Origin of the sequence: Advenella mandrilli, from assembly GCF_016595155.1 — a bacterium.
GTDB classification, from domain to species: domain Bacteria; phylum Pseudomonadota; class Gammaproteobacteria; order Burkholderiales; family Burkholderiaceae_B; genus Advenella; species Advenella mandrilli.
In genome coordinates, this window is record NZ_JAENGP010000001.1 from 309,593 (window position 1) to 326,641 (window position 17,049).

Annotated in this window: 17 protein-coding genes; 14 read left to right on the top strand and 3 right to left on the bottom strand. The window is 50.2% G+C overall.

What is annotated here, in order from left to right; all coding sequences use genetic code 11:
* The first annotated feature begins 55 nt into the window (after nt 1-55).
* Both JHL22_RS01445 and JHL22_RS01450 read left to right on the top strand, forming a co-directional pair.
* The gene (locus JHL22_RS01445; RefSeq protein WP_200233039.1) at nt 56-1,300 is read left to right on the top strand and encodes an NnrS family protein; all 1,245 of its coding nucleotides are present in this window, start codon (nt 56-58) and stop codon (nt 1,298-1,300) included.
* Nucleotides 1,297-1,746, top strand: coding sequence for an RrF2 family transcriptional regulator (locus tag JHL22_RS01450; RefSeq protein WP_200233040.1), 450 nt, complete (start codon nt 1,297-1,299; stop codon nt 1,744-1,746). The genes JHL22_RS01445 and JHL22_RS01450 overlap by 4 nt, the downstream gene beginning before the upstream one ends.
* Here the strand turns inward: JHL22_RS01450 and hpnE are convergent.
* The 3 genes from hpnE to hpnC are packed head-to-tail and all read right to left on the bottom strand — an operon-like array spanning nt 1,736 to nt 4,785.
* Nucleotides 1,736-3,085, bottom strand: coding sequence for a hydroxysqualene dehydroxylase HpnE (hpnE, locus tag JHL22_RS01455; protein WP_200233046.1), 1,350 nt, complete (start codon nt 3,083-3,085; stop codon nt 1,736-1,738). The genes JHL22_RS01450 and hpnE overlap by 11 nt on opposite strands.
* A complete protein-coding gene (gene hpnD / locus JHL22_RS01460) occupies nt 3,072-3,944 on the bottom strand; it encodes a presqualene diphosphate synthase HpnD (protein ID WP_200233051.1) in 873 nt (290 codons plus the stop codon). The genes hpnE and hpnD overlap by 14 nt, the downstream gene beginning before the upstream one ends.
* 4 nt (nt 3,945-3,948) lie before the next feature.
* Nucleotides 3,949-4,785 carry a squalene synthase HpnC gene (gene hpnC, locus JHL22_RS01465; RefSeq protein ID WP_200233056.1) on the bottom strand — a complete coding sequence of 279 codons (837 nt, stop codon included), beginning with the start codon at nt 4,783-4,785 and terminating at the stop codon, nt 3,949-3,951.
* Nucleotides 4,786-4,884: 99 nt separating this feature from the next.
* Between hpnC and alr the strand changes: the two genes are divergently transcribed.
* The 12 genes from alr (at nt 4,885) to JHL22_RS01525 (ending at nt 17,038) form a co-directional block, all read left to right on the top strand.
* Complete coding sequence (alr, locus tag JHL22_RS01470; RefSeq protein ID WP_200233063.1) at nt 4,885-6,033, top strand: alanine racemase; 1,149 nt, start codon at nt 4,885-4,887, stop codon at nt 6,031-6,033.
* 54 nt (nt 6,034-6,087) lie between these two features.
* Nucleotides 6,088-6,795, top strand: coding sequence for an SDR family oxidoreductase (locus JHL22_RS01475; protein ID WP_200233065.1), 708 nt, complete (start codon nt 6,088-6,090; stop codon nt 6,793-6,795).
* 67 nt (nt 6,796-6,862) lie between these two features.
* Nucleotides 6,863-8,224 (top strand): DNA repair protein RadA, encoded by a 1,362-nt coding sequence (gene radA, locus JHL22_RS01480; protein WP_200233067.1) that lies wholly within the window; start codon nt 6,863-6,865, stop codon nt 8,222-8,224.
* A gap of 21 nt (nt 8,225-8,245) precedes the next feature.
* The gene (locus JHL22_RS01485; RefSeq protein WP_200233070.1) at nt 8,246-9,019 is read left to right on the top strand and encodes a sulfite exporter TauE/SafE family protein; all 774 of its coding nucleotides are present in this window, start codon (nt 8,246-8,248) and stop codon (nt 9,017-9,019) included.
* A gap of 18 nt (nt 9,020-9,037) precedes the next feature.
* The gene (locus tag JHL22_RS01490; RefSeq protein WP_234041032.1) at nt 9,038-11,536 is read left to right on the top strand and encodes an ABC transporter permease; all 2,499 of its coding nucleotides are present in this window, start codon (nt 9,038-9,040) and stop codon (nt 11,534-11,536) included.
* Nucleotides 11,537-11,956 (top strand): group II truncated hemoglobin, encoded by a 420-nt coding sequence (locus tag JHL22_RS01495; RefSeq protein ID WP_200233072.1) that lies wholly within the window; start codon nt 11,537-11,539, stop codon nt 11,954-11,956.
* The gene (locus tag JHL22_RS01500; protein WP_200233074.1) at nt 11,949-12,674 is read left to right on the top strand and encodes a 3-deoxy-D-manno-octulosonic acid kinase; all 726 of its coding nucleotides are present in this window, start codon (nt 11,949-11,951) and stop codon (nt 12,672-12,674) included. Before JHL22_RS01495 ends, JHL22_RS01500 begins: the two co-directional genes overlap by 8 nt.
* Before the next feature lie 68 nt (nt 12,675-12,742).
* Nucleotides 12,743-13,846 (top strand): polyamine ABC transporter substrate-binding protein, encoded by a 1,104-nt coding sequence (locus JHL22_RS01505; RefSeq protein WP_200233080.1) that lies wholly within the window; start codon nt 12,743-12,745, stop codon nt 13,844-13,846.
* A 2-nt stretch (nt 13,847-13,848) separates the two neighbouring features.
* On the top strand, nt 13,849-14,973 hold the full coding sequence (locus JHL22_RS01510) for an ABC transporter ATP-binding protein (protein WP_200233081.1): 1,125 nt from the start codon (nt 13,849-13,851) through the stop codon (nt 14,971-14,973).
* Nucleotides 14,970-15,875 (top strand): ABC transporter permease subunit, encoded by a 906-nt coding sequence (locus JHL22_RS01515; protein ID WP_200233082.1) that lies wholly within the window; start codon nt 14,970-14,972, stop codon nt 15,873-15,875. Before JHL22_RS01510 ends, JHL22_RS01515 begins: the two co-directional genes overlap by 4 nt.
* A gap of 7 nt (nt 15,876-15,882) precedes the next feature.
* Entirely contained in the window at nt 15,883-16,710 is an 828-nt protein-coding gene (locus JHL22_RS01520) for an ABC transporter permease subunit (protein ID WP_200233083.1), read from the top strand.
* A complete protein-coding gene (locus JHL22_RS01525; RefSeq protein ID WP_200233088.1) occupies nt 16,682-17,038 on the top strand; it encodes a Spx/MgsR family RNA polymerase-binding regulatory protein in 357 nt (118 codons plus the stop codon). The genes JHL22_RS01520 and JHL22_RS01525 overlap by 29 nt, the downstream gene beginning before the upstream one ends.
* Nucleotides 17,039-17,049 lie beyond the last annotated feature (11 nt).

Below are 17,049 nucleotides of genomic sequence, written 5' to 3' on the forward strand. Positions count from 1 at the left end.
ATGTATATAATGTATATCTTATAAAGTAACGATAAAGCTAAACAGGGGTCAACACATGAGTACGCTTATTTCCATTTCTCCGCCAAGCAAAAAGCAAAAACCCGAAACCCGGATGACGGCCTTTCTGTCATTGGGGTTTCGGCCGTTATATATTGCCGGTGCAGCCTGGGCGCTAATTTCTATTCTGCTGTGGGTTTACATGCCACACTTCCTGACAGGGGCTTTAAATGGGGTATGGTGGCATGCCCATGAAATGCTGTGGGCGTTTGTTGGCACGATTGCCGTTGCCTTTCTGCTTACGGCCAGTGCAACCTGGACGGGTTCCAATCCGATCAAGGGCGTGCCACTGGCCATCTTAAGCCTTACCTGGCTAATGGCCCGGATTGCCTTTCTGATCCCGGGCGACAGCATGTTTTTGACGGGCGTGCTGTATGAGTTTTCTTTTTATCTGGTGTCGGCCATTTGCCTGTTCAGGGTTATCCTGAAAGCCAAAAGCAAACGCAATTATGCTTTGCCATGGGCAGTGCTGGGCCTGGGCATTATGGATCTGGTGTTCCTGCTTACCTATTATCAGGGCAAGTTTGATCTCTTACTGTCCTTTTTTGAAATTGGCATTTTGTTTATGGTGCTGATTGCACTGTTAATTGCCCGCCGAGTAGTGCCATTTTTTGCTACCCGTAAAATCCAGGGTTTACAAATTCCCATGCATACCCGTTCCGGTTTGTACCAGTTAATTGCCTGCGGTCTTGCCATCTTCTTTGGTCTGGTCTCCCTGCCTGAAGTAATGGCGCTGTTTATCGGGATTGCCGGTGTGATTGCTATTGTCCAGGTTATCCAATGGAAGCCTGCCAAAGTTCTGGGCGAGCCCCTGCTTTGGGTGTTATACCTGGCTTATTTTTTTCTGGGCCTGGGACTGGTATTGGGCGCACTTTATTTTGCCGGTATCCGTCCTTCCATCATGGTCCGTCCGGCCACGTATATTCACGTCATTGGCATGGGCGGGTTCTCTCTTATGATTATTGGAATGCTTACCCGTACTGCCTTGGGGCATACCGGTCATCCATTAAAGGCCAGCCGTTTAATGGTAGGCAGTTATGTGCTGGTGCTGGTGGCTACCGTCAGCCGTCTGGCGGCCTTGTACCCATCTGTTTATACCCAGTCCCTGCTGCATTTGTCAGGTCTTGCCTGGATACTGGCATTTGCTTTTTATCTTTGGCAGTTTGTACCCATTCTTACGCGGCCTCGTGCTGATCAGGCTTTTGATAAGGGTGGCCTGATCAAACCCATGGAGAAAAAATGAGGCTGACGGTTAGAACAGACTATGCTTTCAGGATGCTTTTGTATTTAGCGGTGCATCCTGAGCGGCTTTGTACCATCAAGGAAATTGCCAAGGCCTATCATATTTCAGAGCCGCATTTAATGAAAATCACCCATCAGCTTGGCCAGTTGGCATGGATTGAGACGGTCAGGGGGAAAGGCGGCGGCATGAAACTGGCCAAGAAGCCGGAAGAAATCTGCCTGGCTGAAGTGATTAAAACGGTTGAGCCCGATTTTCATCTGGTGGAGTGTTTTAGCACTGAAAATACCTGTAATATTGGTGCCTACTGTGGCTTAACCGGTATTATGCAAGAAGCGCTGGAGGCATTTATGGCTTGTTTTGCCAAATATTCCCTGGCTGATATCCTCAAGTCCGGCGGATTGCCATCTGACGAGTCGCTGGAAAAAATCGTCAATTTCATGAAATAAGGTGTTTTGTCAAAAGCCGGGCGGCAAGTTGTCCACTTTTGACAGCGCCTTCAAGCACCCCGGGAAAGCCTGTGTCGGTCCAGTCACCGGCCAGGTATAAACCTGGCCAGGCAGTGTTGTTTGGCAAGCGCTGCAGGCCTGGTTCAGCACTGAAAGTTGCCCTTTTTTCGGTAATAATGTCCCACGCGGTTACGGCTGGCAGGGGGATTTTTTCTGGTGCCTGTCTTTCAAGCTGTTCAATCACTCGCTGAATGATTTCCTGTTTGTCTTTGGCCAGCCACTCATTGGCCAGGCTGATCACAATGGTGATTTCGGGTCGATAGCTGTGCGCATCGTTCATGAATCGGGAGCGCATGAACAGCCATTGCCCCGGGTCTTGTTGCGGATTTTCGGTTTTAAGCAAATACAGCGGCAAGGGCAAGTGCCAGTTTTTTTCCAGTTCAAGGGTAATCGTCATGATTGGATTGAAGTTGAACTGTTGCAGTGCCTTCATGAGGCCTGGCTGGTTTTCACTACCGGGCAAGGAGGCCATGATTCTGGCGCATTGTCTGGCAGGCGTGGCTAGAATAACGGCATCAACATCAAGACCATTTATTTGGTAACCCGCAGACGTCATTTGTATGGACTGTATGCTTTTGCCGTAAGTAATTGCAATGTCATGACTTAATTTTTCTGCCCATAAGGTGCTTAGATCAACCCGTGGAATGAGGAAATCGGATGCCTGTTTGCCGGCATCGGTACTTTGCTGTAACACAATGGCAAACAGTTGCATGCTGGCTTTGTTGGTGCCTGTATTCAGGGTGGCGATGCAAAGTGGCTCCCAAAAAAACTGGCAAAGAAACGGTGTCTGGTTTTGTTGTTTTAGCCAATGGGCAACAGTTTGTGCCTGGGGTATCTGCCATTTTTGCTTTTTCAGGCTTGCCAGTGCACGTATTAATTTGTATTTGTTTGAAAAGGTCAGGCCTTTTGCCCGTAACAGGGCATACAGGAAATTCAAGGGTGCCGGTAAGGTTGACTGGATGCTTAGCCTGAAATCCTGGTTCAGGCTTGAGATATCAAGGGCTTGTCTTAGAAAATGTTTTTTTTCATTTAGGCCCAGTTCTTGCATAAGCCGCAGGGTATCTACATAAGCACCAATAAGCAGGTGTTGGCCATTATCAATTGTTCTGCCCAGTTTACGGGAGTGCACTTTACGCGCGCGTCCACCCAGGGTGTGCGATTGTTCAAATACATGGACCTTGAAATTTTTTTGCTGCAGGGTGTGGGCGGCAGCCAGGCCAGCCCACCCTGCACCAATAATGGCGACGCGTTTTTGATCAGGGGTATCAGGGGGTGGCATTACGAATGGTACGGGTAAATTTCCTGCCGCCGTTTATCCAGACTTTCCAGGCAATAAAAAATTTTCGGATCGGGGTCAGGCTGATGCGTTGATCCAGGATATTCCATTTTTCATGCTCAATTTCCTGTAACAGGGCATGGTAAATGGCTGCCATCATAATGCCAGGCCGTTGTGAACGACGGTCTTCTTCTGGCAACAGGGTAAAGGCTTCTTGATAAAGCTGGCGAGCGCGATTGGTTTGAAAGGCCATCAGCTTTTTGAAATTGTCGTTGTAATGGCTGTTCAGGATATCGGCCGCTTTAACGTCAAAGGTTTGCAGGTCTTCAATGGGAAGATAAATGCGTCCACGGCGGGCATCATCACCAATATCACGGATAATATTGGTCATTTGCAAGGCCAGTCCCAGTTTTTCTGCATACTGCAGGGTTTGGGGGTTGTGAAAGCCAAAAACCCGGGCCGACAACAGGCCCACGGCACTGGCAACATGCCAGCAATATTTTTTCAGACCTGCCCAGTCCAGGTAACGGCTTTGGTCAAGGTCCATTTCCATGCCATCAATAATAGCCAGGAAGTGTTCCTGTGCCAGTTTGAAAGGTTCAATATGGGGTGCCAGCGCCTTGGTAACGGGATGTTCGGGTTTTTGTTGGTAAAGATTGCCAATTTCATTGCGCCACCAGCCCAGCTTGACGCGGGCCAATGAAGGATCGGAGCATTCATCGACAACATCATCAACTTCACGGCAAAAAGCATAGATGGCCGTAATAGCACGTCTGGGGTCAGGTTGCAGATACAGGAAAGAGTAATAAAAACTGGATCCGCTTTTGTTGGTTTTATCCTGGCAGTATTCGTCTGGTGTCATGATGTTAAGAATGAGTTAAAGCACGCCATGAAATAATGGCCCAATCAGGTTTGTGTAATACCGGGCGCTGGTTGAAAACATCATAGTGGACATTTTCAATTTTTTCCAGAATGCGCAATCCACCCTGAATTATCATGCGCATTTCCCAGGCCAGGCGTCCACGCAGGTTTTTGGTCAGGGGTGCGCCGGCAAGCATCATTGTACGGGTAAATTCGATTTGTTCCTGCATTAATCCGATCCACTCAGGGGTTATCTTTTGAGTGGACTGGTTTTGTACATTGATATGATGCTGTTGCAGGCTGTCCTGAGGCAGATAAACCCGGTTTTTTTTCAGGTCAAGGGCCACATCCTGCCAGAAATTGATCAGTTGCAGGGCCGTACAGATGTGATTGGATAAGACAATGTTTTCTTCAGTGGCTGCCTGGTAAATATGCAGCATTAACCGTCCCACCGGGTTGGCTGAAAAGCGACAATATTCAAGCAGCGCCTTACGATTTGGAAAGGGCGCGAAATGGACATCCGACTCAAAGGCAGTTAGCAAATCCTGGAAGGCGCAGAGTGGCAAATGATATTGCTGGATAATTTTTCCCAGGGGGATAAACACGCTATTTAATGCCTGGGAGCCAAAATCGCCGGGGTTCGTGGGCTGTTGTTGTATTTTTCCTAACGCAGTCCTGTAAGCTTGAAGTTTTTCCAGTCGCAGGGCGGGGTGTAAATCACCTTCATCGGCAATATCATCGGCGCTGCGGGCAAAAGCGTAAACCGCATGAATGGCGGGTCTTAACGCGGCCGGGATAAGGATAGAGGCAACCGGAAAATTCTCATAATGTTCAACAGACATGCAGGGACTCGTAAAATAATTGCATTGGGATGATTATAAGCCGCAGGAGTGATTATAATTTAAGGCTGGTTGCTGTATTTTTAAACTGGAGTAACGTAAATGCCTCGCCCAATCCGTGCAACAATATCTTTGCCGGCACTTTCATATAATTTACAGGTGGTGCGCAACCATCTTGAGTTAGCCCACCAGCGTTGTCAGGACAAAACGGGAAACCCGCTAAGGCTGCCCTTTATTTGGGCGGTTATCAAGGCAAATGCATATGGGCACGGGCTTGAAAACGGCATCCGGGGGTTTGCCCAGGCAGACGGACTGGCACTCATTGACCTGAACGATGCGATTCGTTGCCGGGAACAGGGCTGGGATAAAAAAATATTGATGCTTGAAGGTTTTTTTGAACAAGCCGATTTGCCCTATTTGCAGGAAAACAATATCACGACCAGTGTCCACCATATCGAACAAATCAAAATGCTTGAAAAGATGCCAGCTGGCAAGCCGCTGGATGTTTTTCTCAAGCTCAATACGGGCATGAATCGTTTGGGGTTTCGCCCCGCCGATTGCGCTGCGCGGTTTCAGGATTTACGGGCCCTGCAAAAGCAGGGAAGGGTAGGTAACATTGGTTTCATGTCGCACTTTTCAAGTGCCGATGGCCAGCCAGGTGGCGTCGATGAACCGGTGCGCCTCATGAATCAGGCTACCCACGGCTTGCCCGGAGCACTTAGTTTGTGTAATTCAGCCGCCACCTTGCGGTATCCGTCACTGGCTTTCAATGAGCGTGACAATTGGGTAAGGCCGGGGGTTTGCCTGTATGGGGCCTCGCCTTTCGATACGGCCACCGAAACAGCGGCTGCATTTGGCTTGCAATCAGCCATGTCCTTAAGGGCAAAACTGCTTTCGGTGCAGCACATAGAAAAGGGAGAGTCGGTTGGGTATGGCGCCACCTTTACGGCAGCTCATCATACCCGTGTGGGGGTGGTGGCCTGCGGCTATGCCGACGGTTATCCGCGGCATGCCCCAACCGGAACACCCGTTATGGTCAATGGTGTGCGCACAAAAATTATTGGCCGTGTATCCATGGATATGCTAACGGTAGACCTTGATCCCGTTCCCCGGGCACAAGAGGGTGACTGGGTAAACTTATGGGGACAAAATGGCCCGCACATCGATGAGGTGGCCAGCCATGCTGGCACCATTTCCTATGAACTCATGTGTGCACTGGCAAAACGGGTGCCTGTTGATATTGAAGAATAGGCTTGCCATGAATCTATGTAAAATAGACCGGAATGTAAATATAAGGAAAACCGGATGAAGAATAAATGTGTCCTGGTAACTGGGGCAACCAAAGGGATCGGCTGGGCCATTTCAAGACGCCTGAGCGATGCGGGTGCCCATGTTATTGGTTTGGCCCGTCATGTGGATGAAATAGATTTCCCGGGTTTTTTGTATCAATGTGATTTGAATGACGCCGGCCAGACCGAAGACGTCTTGCGCATGATCCGTGAAAAATATCCGGTTGATGCCATTGTCAATAACGTGGGTGTTGTGTTGCCTGAAGCCTTGGGTGAGATCTCATTGGCTTCGTTTTACCAGGTTTACGACCTTAATGTTCGCTCGGCGGTTCAGGTGGTTCAGGCTTTCTCCGATGCCATGAAGCAACGTCAGGAAGGGCGGATTATTAATATTGCCAGTATTGCCAGCCATGGCTCAGCGGGCAAAACCAGTTATGCGGCGGCTAAATCGGCCCTGGTGGCCTGTACCAAAACCTGGGCGTTGGAATTGGCCGACTATGGCATTACGGTGAATGCCATTTCACCCGGTCCGGTAGAAACACAGCTTTTACGTGAAAACTATCCGGTGGGCAGTGAAAAAGAAAAGGAACTGCTGGCCGATATCCCCCTTAAGCGCTTGGCGCGTCCTGAAGAAATTGCGGCGGCGGTTCAATTTCTGCTGTCCCACGATGCCGCTTTTATTACCGGGCAGGTGCTGCAAATTGACGGTGGAAAAAGCCTGTAGTGGTAAAGGCCAGTCCGTTTCAAATAAACCGTAATATAACTAAACCAGAAAGGAAAAGACCAAGGTAATGGCAAAAGCAAAAACAGTGTATGTCTGCCAGGAGTGTGGTGGAATCAGTAATAAATGGCAGGGCAAGTGTACACATTGTGACGCCTGGAATACCTTGCAGGAAACCATTGAACAACCCGCTGCGGTGGCGGGTATAAACCGTTTTTCTCATCTGGCCTCATCGGCACCGGTACGGATACTGGCTGACATCGAAGTACGCGAAACGCCCCGACAACCTACCGGCCTGGCGGAATTTGACCGGGTGCTGGGTGGTGGTCTGGTGCCGGGGTCGGTGGTCCTTATTGGCGGAGACCCGGGGATTGGTAAGTCTACCCTGTTGTTACAGGCGCTGGCAATGCTTTCACAGGCAGTGCCTGTGCTGTACGTAACCGGTGAAGAGTCTGCAGAACAGGTGGCGTTAAGGGCGCAACGATTGGATCTTGATGCCAGCAATGTCAAGTTGCTGGCTGAAATCCAGCTGGAAACCATTCAACGGGCCTTGCAGGAAGAAAAACCGCAGGTGGCCGTGATTGATTCCATTCAAACTTTGTTTTCGGGTGCGCTAAGTGCCGCTCCGGGTTCGGTGTCGCAGGTGCGTGAGTGTGCCGCACAGCTTACCCGTCTGGCCAAGCAAACCGGCGTTTCTATTGTCATGATCGGGCATGTGACCAAAGACGGTACGTTGGCAGGCCCCCGGGTACTTGAACATATTGTTGATACGGTGTTGTATTTTGAGGGTGAGCATCATTCTTCCTATCGCCTGATCCGGGCTTTTAAAAACCGGTTTGGTGCCGTCAACGAGCTGGGGGTGTTCGCCATGACTGATAAAGGGCTTAAGGGGGTTAATAATCCTTCGGCCCTGTTCCTTTCCCAACATGCTGCCAATGTGCCCGGCACATGCGTGATGGCTACCCAGGAAGGAAGTCGCCCTTTGCTGGTGGAAATTCAGGCGCTGGTGGATACCGCTCATGTGCCCAACCCGCGTCGTTTGTCACTGGGACTTGATGGCGGCAGGCTGGCCATGCTGTTGGCAGTGCTTAACCGGCATGCCCAGGTGGCCACCTTTGACCAGGATGTTTTTGTTAATGCGGTAGGGGGGGTGCGCATTACCGAAACCGCCTCTGATCTGGCCGTATTGCTGGCAATTATTTCTTCTTTAAGAAACAAGCCTTTGCCACAAGGTTTGCTGGTTTTTGGTGAGGTGGGGCTGGCTGGCGAAGTGCGTCCCGCCACCCGAGGCCAGGAAAGGCTCAAGGAAGCGGCTAAACTGGGCTTCAGTATTGCGCTAATACCCAAACATAATGCACCCAAGCAGGAAATAGAAGGGCTGGAAATCTGGCCGGTTTCCCGTCTTGAAGAAGTCTTGCAGTTTATAAAATAAAATCAGACAAAGGAGTCACGGGTGGATGGGTTGCTGAGTATTCCTTTGTATTTGCTGCTGGGAGCCAGTATTGGTTTTGTTGGGGCCATGGTGGGTATTGGAGGAGGGTTGATTGCCATTCCCATGCTGGTGCTCCTGTTTGACATGCCCCAGCAATTGGCCCAGGGAACGGCGCTGGTCATGATTGTCAGCAATGTGCTGTTATCGGTCAGAAGCTATAACCAAAGCGCCCGCATTGATTTCAAGAGCGTCGGGGTTGCCGTTGTGATTAATATGATTGCCACCAATCTGGCGGCAATCATGGCCCAGGATATTGATCCTGTCCTGTTGCGCCGTTTGTTTGCCCTTTTTCTTGCCCTGATTGCTTCGTTGTATTTGTGGCAGACCCTTCCCGGGAAAGTCAGGAAACAGTCGATTTCCCAACCTGGGACTGCTACAAAACTGAAACTGTCCACCTCTGTCTGGCTGGGATTGGGTTCGGGTCTGATTGGCGGTATTTTTGGTGTGGGTGGTTCTTTAATTATCGTGCCGGTCATGACCCTGTATTATGGTTTCAGACAAACGACCGCCCAGGGCATGGCTCTGGCCATGATTGTGCCGGGCAGCTGTGTGGCGCTGGGCACTTATGCCTGGAGTGGCAATACCCACTGGATAATAGGAGCAAGCATGGCGGTGGGTGGCATGTTTGTGGTCAGGCATGGGGTAAAGCTGGCGTACCGCTTGCCCGAAGTTCATCTGAAAAGAATTTTTTCACTGGTTCTTTTTCTAACCGTGGCATTATTAATGGCCAAATAAATGATTGGAAGATTGGCAATGATACGTATGTTAAATGGGCGGCTTGCCTGGGTATCCTTCAAGCGTGACTGGAAATCCGGCGAGCTCAAGTTGCTGTTTCTTGCACTGATTATCGCCATTGTTGCCGTCAGTAGCGTGGGCTTCCTGTCTGACAGGGTATCACGGGCCCTTGAACGCGATACCGGACAAATGCTGGCCGCAGACCTGTTGCTGGAGTCCGATGAGCCGATCCAGCAAACGCTGCTGGAACGTGCCCGGCAAGATGGTTTGTTAATGGCGAAAACTTGGCAATTTCCCTCTATGGTGGCAGCGACCGATAAAACCCGATTGGCTTCGGTTAAGGCCGTGAGTGACGCTTATCCTTTGCGGGGGGCCCTGAAACTTAAGGCCGGGCATGATACATCCTATGAAAGCGTGCGGGCAGCGCCCGAGACCGGAACGGTGTGGGCCGATGCCCAATTATTGCTGCAACTAGAGGTGTTGCCCGGGCAGACCGTCCAGTTGGGCAATAAAACGTTCAAGGTTGAAAAGATCATCGAAAGCGAACCCGACAAGGGCTTGCAGTTTGTGAACATAGCGCCACGGCTTATGTTGAATGCCGCTGATTTAGAGGCGACCGGGCTGATTGCACCGGGTAGCCGGATTAAATATGCATTACTGCTGGCTGGCAGTGGCAATGCCGTGGCCAACTACCGTCAATGGCTGGAAACGGCCATTAGCAAGGGACAGCAAATACGCGGGACTGAATCCGTGCGGCCAGAGGTACGCCAGTCTCTGGACAGGGCCCAGCAGTTTTTTGCCCTGGTGGCCCTGTTAACGGTCCTGATTGCTTGCGTCGCCATTGCCCTGGGTTCACGTCGCTTTACCAAACGGCATCAGGATGGGGTCGCGGTCATGAGAACGATTGGGGCCTCAGGCAGTCAGGTTCGGCAAATTTTGCTGCTTGAATTTTTGCTGGTGGCTGTATTTGCTTCTCTGGCCGGGAGTGCGATGGGTTATTTGTTCCATTACTTCCTGCTTTATTTTCTGATGCCCCTGTTGCAAACCGAGTTACCGGCGGCATCCCTGTTGCCCGCTTTACAGGCTGGTATTGTCGGGGTTGTCCTGTTAATCGGCTTTTCGGTACCCCCGTTGTTGCAGCTAAGCAAGGTGCCACCACTTAAAGTCATCCGTCAGGATTTGCAGTTGTTGTCGGCAGGTAAAACAGGGGCTTACCTGCTGGGCGGGCTGGTGTTTATGACTTTGCTCTGGTGGTTTGCCAAAAGCTTCATACTGGCCCTAATCGTGGGGGCCGGCTTCCTGGTGGCTTTGGGCAGCTTTGCGTTGTCAGCCTGGTGCCTGGTATGGCTAGTGGGCGTGTTGCGCAAGCGCCTTATGCATAAACCGGTATTGCGCTTTGCGCTGGCCGGCATGGTTAGCCGCAAACAAATGACAATTGTCCAGGTTTGTTCGCTGGCTCTGGGCCTAATGATTATTCTTTTGCTTGGCCTGATCCGTACCGATCTGCTGGCTGGCTGGCGCAACACCTTGCCCGAGAATGCGCCCAATCGTTTCCTGATTAATATTCAGGCTGATCAGCGTCAGCCGGTACAGGCGTTTTTTGAGCACCAGGGATTGTCAACACCTGAACTGGAGCCCATGGTGCGTGGCCGCCTGGTGCAAATCAATGGCAAGGAAATCACACCCGCTGATTATCGCGAAGAAAGAACACGCCGTCTGGTGCAGCGAGAATTCAACCTGTCTTACTTTGACGAGCTGCCGCAAAGCAATACGGTTACCCAGGGAAAATGGCTTGACCAGGCAATGCCCGAAGTGTCTTTTGAGCTGGATCTGGCCGAAACCCTGGGGCTTAAATTAAATGATCGCCTGGTCTTTGATGTGGCCGGGCAATTGGTGGAAGCTAAAATCACTAGCCTTAGAACGGTGAAATGGGATTCCATGCAGGTTAATTTCTTTGCGATTTTGTCGGCCCCATTGCTTGAGAATAAACCCGCGACCTGGATTACCTCATTTCACCTGCCCGAAAATCTGCCGCTGTTTACCCAGGAGCTGGTTAGTCAATTCCCCAATATTACGGTGTTTGATGTCTCGGGTATATTGGCCCAGCTCGAGTCGGTGCTTTCACAAGTAAGCCTGGCCGTGCAACTGTTGTTTGTCTTCACTTTTCTGGCCGGCGTGGTAGTGCTGATAGCCGCCTTTTTATCCACTTATGATGAACGTATTTATGAAGCAGCGGTATTGCGTTCGCTGGGGGCGACATCGGGGCAGCTTGATCAGGCCCAGCGGCTGGAATTGTTTATTGTTGGCCTGTTTGCAGGCTTACTGGCGGCCACGGCTGCCGTGTTAATTGCGGGCCTGCTGGCTTATTATGTTTTTGACTTTACCATTAGCTTAAGTTACTGGCCCTGGCTGGTTGGGGTGGCCGTTGGGGTTGCCGCTTCCTCATTAGGGGGTAAAATGGCACTTAAAGGTGTTAAAACAACACCTCCTTTACAAGTTTTACGGAGTATGGATTAAATGATACGCGTGCAACCTATGGTAGAACCCCTGGATCGTACAGTCAGTTTTTATGAGCAGATTGGTGGTGAGCAGGGTCTTAAAGACTTGGTGGAACGGTTTTATGACTTGATGGATCTGGAGCCTGAGTTCAAGGAACTGCGCGATACACATGGTGAGTCGCTTGATAATGCGCGGGAAAAACTGTTCTTGTTCCTGAGCGGTTACCTGGGCGGGCCCGACCGGTATATTTCACAGTTTGGACACCCGCGTCTTAAAGCCAGGCATATGCCTTTTTCCATTGGTTCAGTCGAGCGTGACCAGTGGGTGATTTGTATAGGCAGGGCCATGATGGACCAGAATATTCCTGAATCCATTATGGATCCCATGTTGCAGTCTTTCTATGGGGTGGCAGACTGGATGAAAAACCGGGATGACTGACACGCTTGGTCAGGTGGTACGGGTTAAGGCTGGCAACAGTGGCATGCTTTATGATCCCGCTTTTGCGATTGCGCCAGATTTGCGCGTGTTTAAGCCTGGTTTTTATGCAGACCGGGTCCAACCGGTTAGTGCGGGGGGACGTAATGCGGCCTGGTTCGTCCATGATCAATGGGGTTATGGGGTTTTACGCCAATATCGTCGTGGCGGGCTGGTGGCCCGTTTTAACAAGTCGCATTATGTCTGGAACGGGGCTGAAAACACCCGTTCATTTGCTGAATTCAGGCTGTTGCAATACATGCATGCACAGGGCTTGCCCGTACCCAAGGTGGTTGCCGCCAGTTATGAACGTTCCTGGTGTTTTTACCGGGCTGCCTTAATTACCCAAACGCTACCTAATACCAAACCGCTGGCCAGTGTATTGCAAGATATGCCCGCCACTGCTGATATCAGCGCCTTGGCGCAGGCCTGTGCACACAGTATTTTTCTGATGCACCGCGCCAATGTATGGCATGCCGATTTAAACGCGTTCAATATTCTTGTGGATACCGATAACAAGGCATGGCTGATTGATTTTGACAAGGGCCGGCAACTTGTCATGACTGCTTCATTATGTGACGATAACCTGAACCGGCTGAAACGATCCCTGGAAAAAGTATTGCCCCAGCAAGGTTTGGTATTTTGGGAAGACTTGCATCGGTTTTACACAAAAAACCAATGAAAAAAATCATTTTTTTATTAAATGATTTATGATTCTCTTTTTTACACTGTTTAGGAGTCGAGTGCGATATGAAAATGCAATTCGTTCGTAAATTGGCCGTTGCTGCATTGTCCTTGTCTGTGTCGGGTGTTGCCCTGGCAGCAGAAGAAAAGGTGCTGAACGTTTACAACTGGGCCGAGTACACGGCTCCTGACACAATTCCCGGTTTTGAAAAACAAACGGGTATCAAGGTACGTTACGACACTTATGACACTAACGATATCCTGCAGGCAAAACTGTTAACCGGCAACTCGGGCTATGACGTGGTGGTGCCTTCCACCCATTACGCGGCACGCCAAGTCCAGGGCGGCCTGTTTCAGAAACTGGATAAATCCAAAATCCCCAATTTGAAAAATCTTGATCCGGCCATTATGGATCTGGTGGCCCAGGTTGACCCGGACAATGAATACCTGGTGCCATGGGGTTACGGTACCAATGGCCTGGGTTATAACGTGACCAAGGCCAAAGAAATTTTAGGTGAAAATGCCGACTTGGCCAATTGGGATAACCTGTTTAAGCCCGAGATCGCACAAAAATTCCAGTCTTGTGGTATTTCCATGCTAGATGAAGCGGCCCAGGTGTTTCCGGCCGTTTTGCATTACATGGGCAAAGACCCGAACAGCAGCAAGCCCGAAGATTATCGTGAGGCCCTTGAGGTCCTGAAAAAAATCCGTCCTTACATCCGTCAGTTCAGTTCATCGGGGTTTATTGATGAACTGGCTTCCGGTGACCTGTGTATGGTGTATGGTTTTTCGGGGGATGTCATGATTGCGGCTAGTCGTGCCAAAGAAGCCGGTAAGGTTTTTGAGATTGATTATTTCATCCCGCAGGGTGGGGCACCGGCCTGGTTTGACACCATGGCCATTCCCAAAGATGCACCGCATCCCGAAAATGCCATGGCATTTATTAATTATATTGAAACGCCCGAAGTGCATGCTGCGATTACCAATGTCATGTTTTATCCCAATGCCAATAAAGAGGCACGCAATTTCGTGAATAAGGATATTGCCGACAATCCCATGATTTACCCAGGCGAAGAGGTGGCCAAAACCCTTTTTGTCATTAAGGCCCAGCCCATGAATATTGCCCGCTTGCAAACACGCTTGTGGGCAGAGCTCAAATCCGGTAAATAAGCATGTCAGAAGTACGCCATCCTGCGGCAGTCGACAACATTGAAGAGTTCGTCAAGCTGGTTGATGTTGTCAAGATTTTTGGTGATACCGTTGCCGTCAAGTCGGTGAACCTGTCCGTGCGCCGTAACGAGATTTTTGCCCTGCTGGGCAGTTCGGGTTGCGGCAAATCCACCCTGTTAAGGATGCTGGCCGGGTTTGAACAACCCACTTCAGGGCAAATCCTGCTTGATGGGGTGGATATCGCGGGCATTGCGCCGTACAAACGCCCGGTTAACATGATGTTTCAATCGTACGCGCTGTTTCCGCACATGACGGTTGAAGATAATGTGGCATTTGGCCTGAAGCAGGAAGGCATTGCGCGTAATGAAATCCATGACCGGGTTTTTGCTGCGCTTGACCTGGTGCAGATGGCGGCTTATTCAAGACGCAAGCCCGGCCAACTCTCGGGCGGGCAGCAGCAACGGGTGGCGTTGGCCCGCAGCCTGGTCAAGCGACCCAAACTGTTATTGCTTGATGAACCCATGTCGGCCCTGGACAAACAAATCCGCCAAAAAACCCAAATCGAATTGGTAAAAATCCTTGATCAGGTAGGCGTAACCTGCATCATGGTCACGCACGATCAGGAAGAAGCCATGACGATGGCCAACCGCCTGGCCGTCATGACCGATGGGCAAATTGTGCAATGCGGCACGCCACACGATGTGTATACCTTCCCCAATTCGCAATTTGTGGCCAGTTTTATTGGCTCTACCAATATATTTACCGGTGAAATTGTGGTCGATGAGCCCGATCACGTCCTGATTGAAAGCGACGAATTGATGCGTCCCATGTATGTGAATCATGGCGTTAGCGAACCCTTGGGCATGGACATTTATGTTTCTATTCGTCCCGAACAGATTCGGGTGTTACGTGAGCAGCCCGACGATGAGACCAATGTGGGGCATGGTATGGTGACTCACTTGGCCTGGATGGGCAGTTACGCCCTGTACCAGATCCGCCTGGATTCGGGCAAGGTCATAGAGGCCAGTGTGCCCAGTATCAAGCTTACCCAGGAAGATGCGCCCGGGGTTGATGATGAGGTTTATGTAACCTGGGGGCCCGATAGCGGTACGGTATTGCCAGCATGAAGATAGCCGCCCTTAAAAGGTTTTTGCCTTCACAAAATGCCCTGGCCATTTTGCCGCCTTACTTATGGTTGGTAATTTGTCTGTTGGTGCCTTTTTTCATTGTCCTGAAGATCAGTTTTGCGGAATCCACGTTTGGCATTCCCCCGTACTCTTCATTAATTGAAATTAAGGATGGGGTTGTCAGGCTGGCTTTGCACCTGGAAGGCTATATTCTGTTGCTCACCGACAGTATTTTTGTGGGTGCCTACCTGAATTCCCTGAAAATGGCCGCCGTCACAACGATATGCTGCCTATTGATTGGCTATCCAATGGCGTATCATATTGCGCGTTCGTCACCTAAAGCGCGCAACCTGTTAATGCTGGCGGTTATCTTGCCATTCTGGACATCTTTATTGTTGCGGGTTTATGCCTGGGTGGGCATTTTGCGTAATGAGGGCTTATTGAACAATTTTTTGTTATGGACAGGAGTCATCAGTACACCACTTGAAATTTACCGTACCGATATCGCTGTTTATATTGGCCTGGTTTATTCTTACCTGCCTTTTTTTATCCTGCCACTGTATACCAACCTGATCAAGCTCGACCAGCGTTTGCTGGATGCTGCCTACGATTTGGGCGCCAGGCCATGGCAGGCCTTTTTGAAAATTACCCTTCCGCTTTCCAAACCCGGGGTGATTGCCGGTGCGATGCTGGTTTTTATCCCTTCGGTGGGGGAATATGTGATTCCAGAGTTGCTGGGAGGCACCAATACTTACATGATTGGACGTGTCATGTGGGATCAGTATTTTACCGATGCAAACTGGCCGGTTGCAGCGGCAGTGGCCATTGCCATGATTTTGCTGTTGTTGGTGCCATTGGCGATATTTCAGTACAGCCAGTCTAAAGAAACCAGTGTCCAATGAGGAAATAATGTTTAAACAAGGTATTTTCTTCAAATGGTTTTTTCTGGGCATCGGATTCCTGTTTTTGTATATTCCGATTCTTAGCCTGATTGTTTTTTCTTTCAATGATTCGGCGCTGGCCTCTTCTTGGTCGGGCTTTTCTTTACGCTGGTATAAAAGCCTGTTCCAGGACCAGGCATTGCTAAGTGCTGCCTGGCTGTCCCTTAAAATTGCGGTTCTCACGGCCTCCGCCGCCGTGATCATTGGCACCTGGGCTGGTTATGTCCTGGTACGTAAGGGGCACTTCAAAGGCATCGGGCTGTATATCGGTATGCTGAATGCGCCCTTGGTGATTCCCGATGTGATTCTGGGTATTTCCCTTCTGCTCATGATTGTTGAGATCAGGAATATCACCGGGTTTCCGGCCAGTAACGGGATTTTTACCATTTGGCTGGGGCATGTTACGCTTTGCGTGGCCTATGTGTCGGTGGTTATTGCTTCCCGGGTACGGGAACTTGACCGTTCACTTGAAGAAGCGGCCCTGGACTTGGGGGCCACGCCCTTGAAAGTGTTTTTTTCTATCACCCTGCCACTGATTGCCCCAGCCTTGGTGGCTGCATGGCTGCTGGCGTTTACACTGTCACTGGATGATGTAGTTATTGCGTCGTTTTTAAATGGCCCTGGGTACACAACCTTGCCCATCGAAGTGTTTTCGCGGGTCAGGCTGGGTATCAAACCAGAGGTCAATGCCCTGGCTACTCTATTTATTGTATTGGTAGGCGTGTTTGTTATTATTGCCAACCGCCTTCAAACAGGAACCACAAGAAATGAAAACAATATCGATTTACGGTCTTAAAAATTGCAGCACCTGCACGAAAGCCATTAAATGGTTGCAGGCTAATGATTATGCGGTTGAATTCATCGATTACCGTACCAACCCGATTGATGCGGCCAGGTTGCAGCAATGGGCACCCTTGGTGGGGGGCTGGGAAAAACTGATTAACCGTGCTTCCATGACCTGGCGCAATTTGCCTGCCGACAGAAAAACCCCAGCCACTGATGAGCAATGGCTGGCCATCGCGGCCGAATTCCCTTCAGCCATAAAACGACCGATTGCGGTGACGCATGATGGCCAGGTCTTCCTGGGGTTTTCCGAAAAAAATTATGCGCTGCAGTTTAAGTAAAGGGTAAAAAA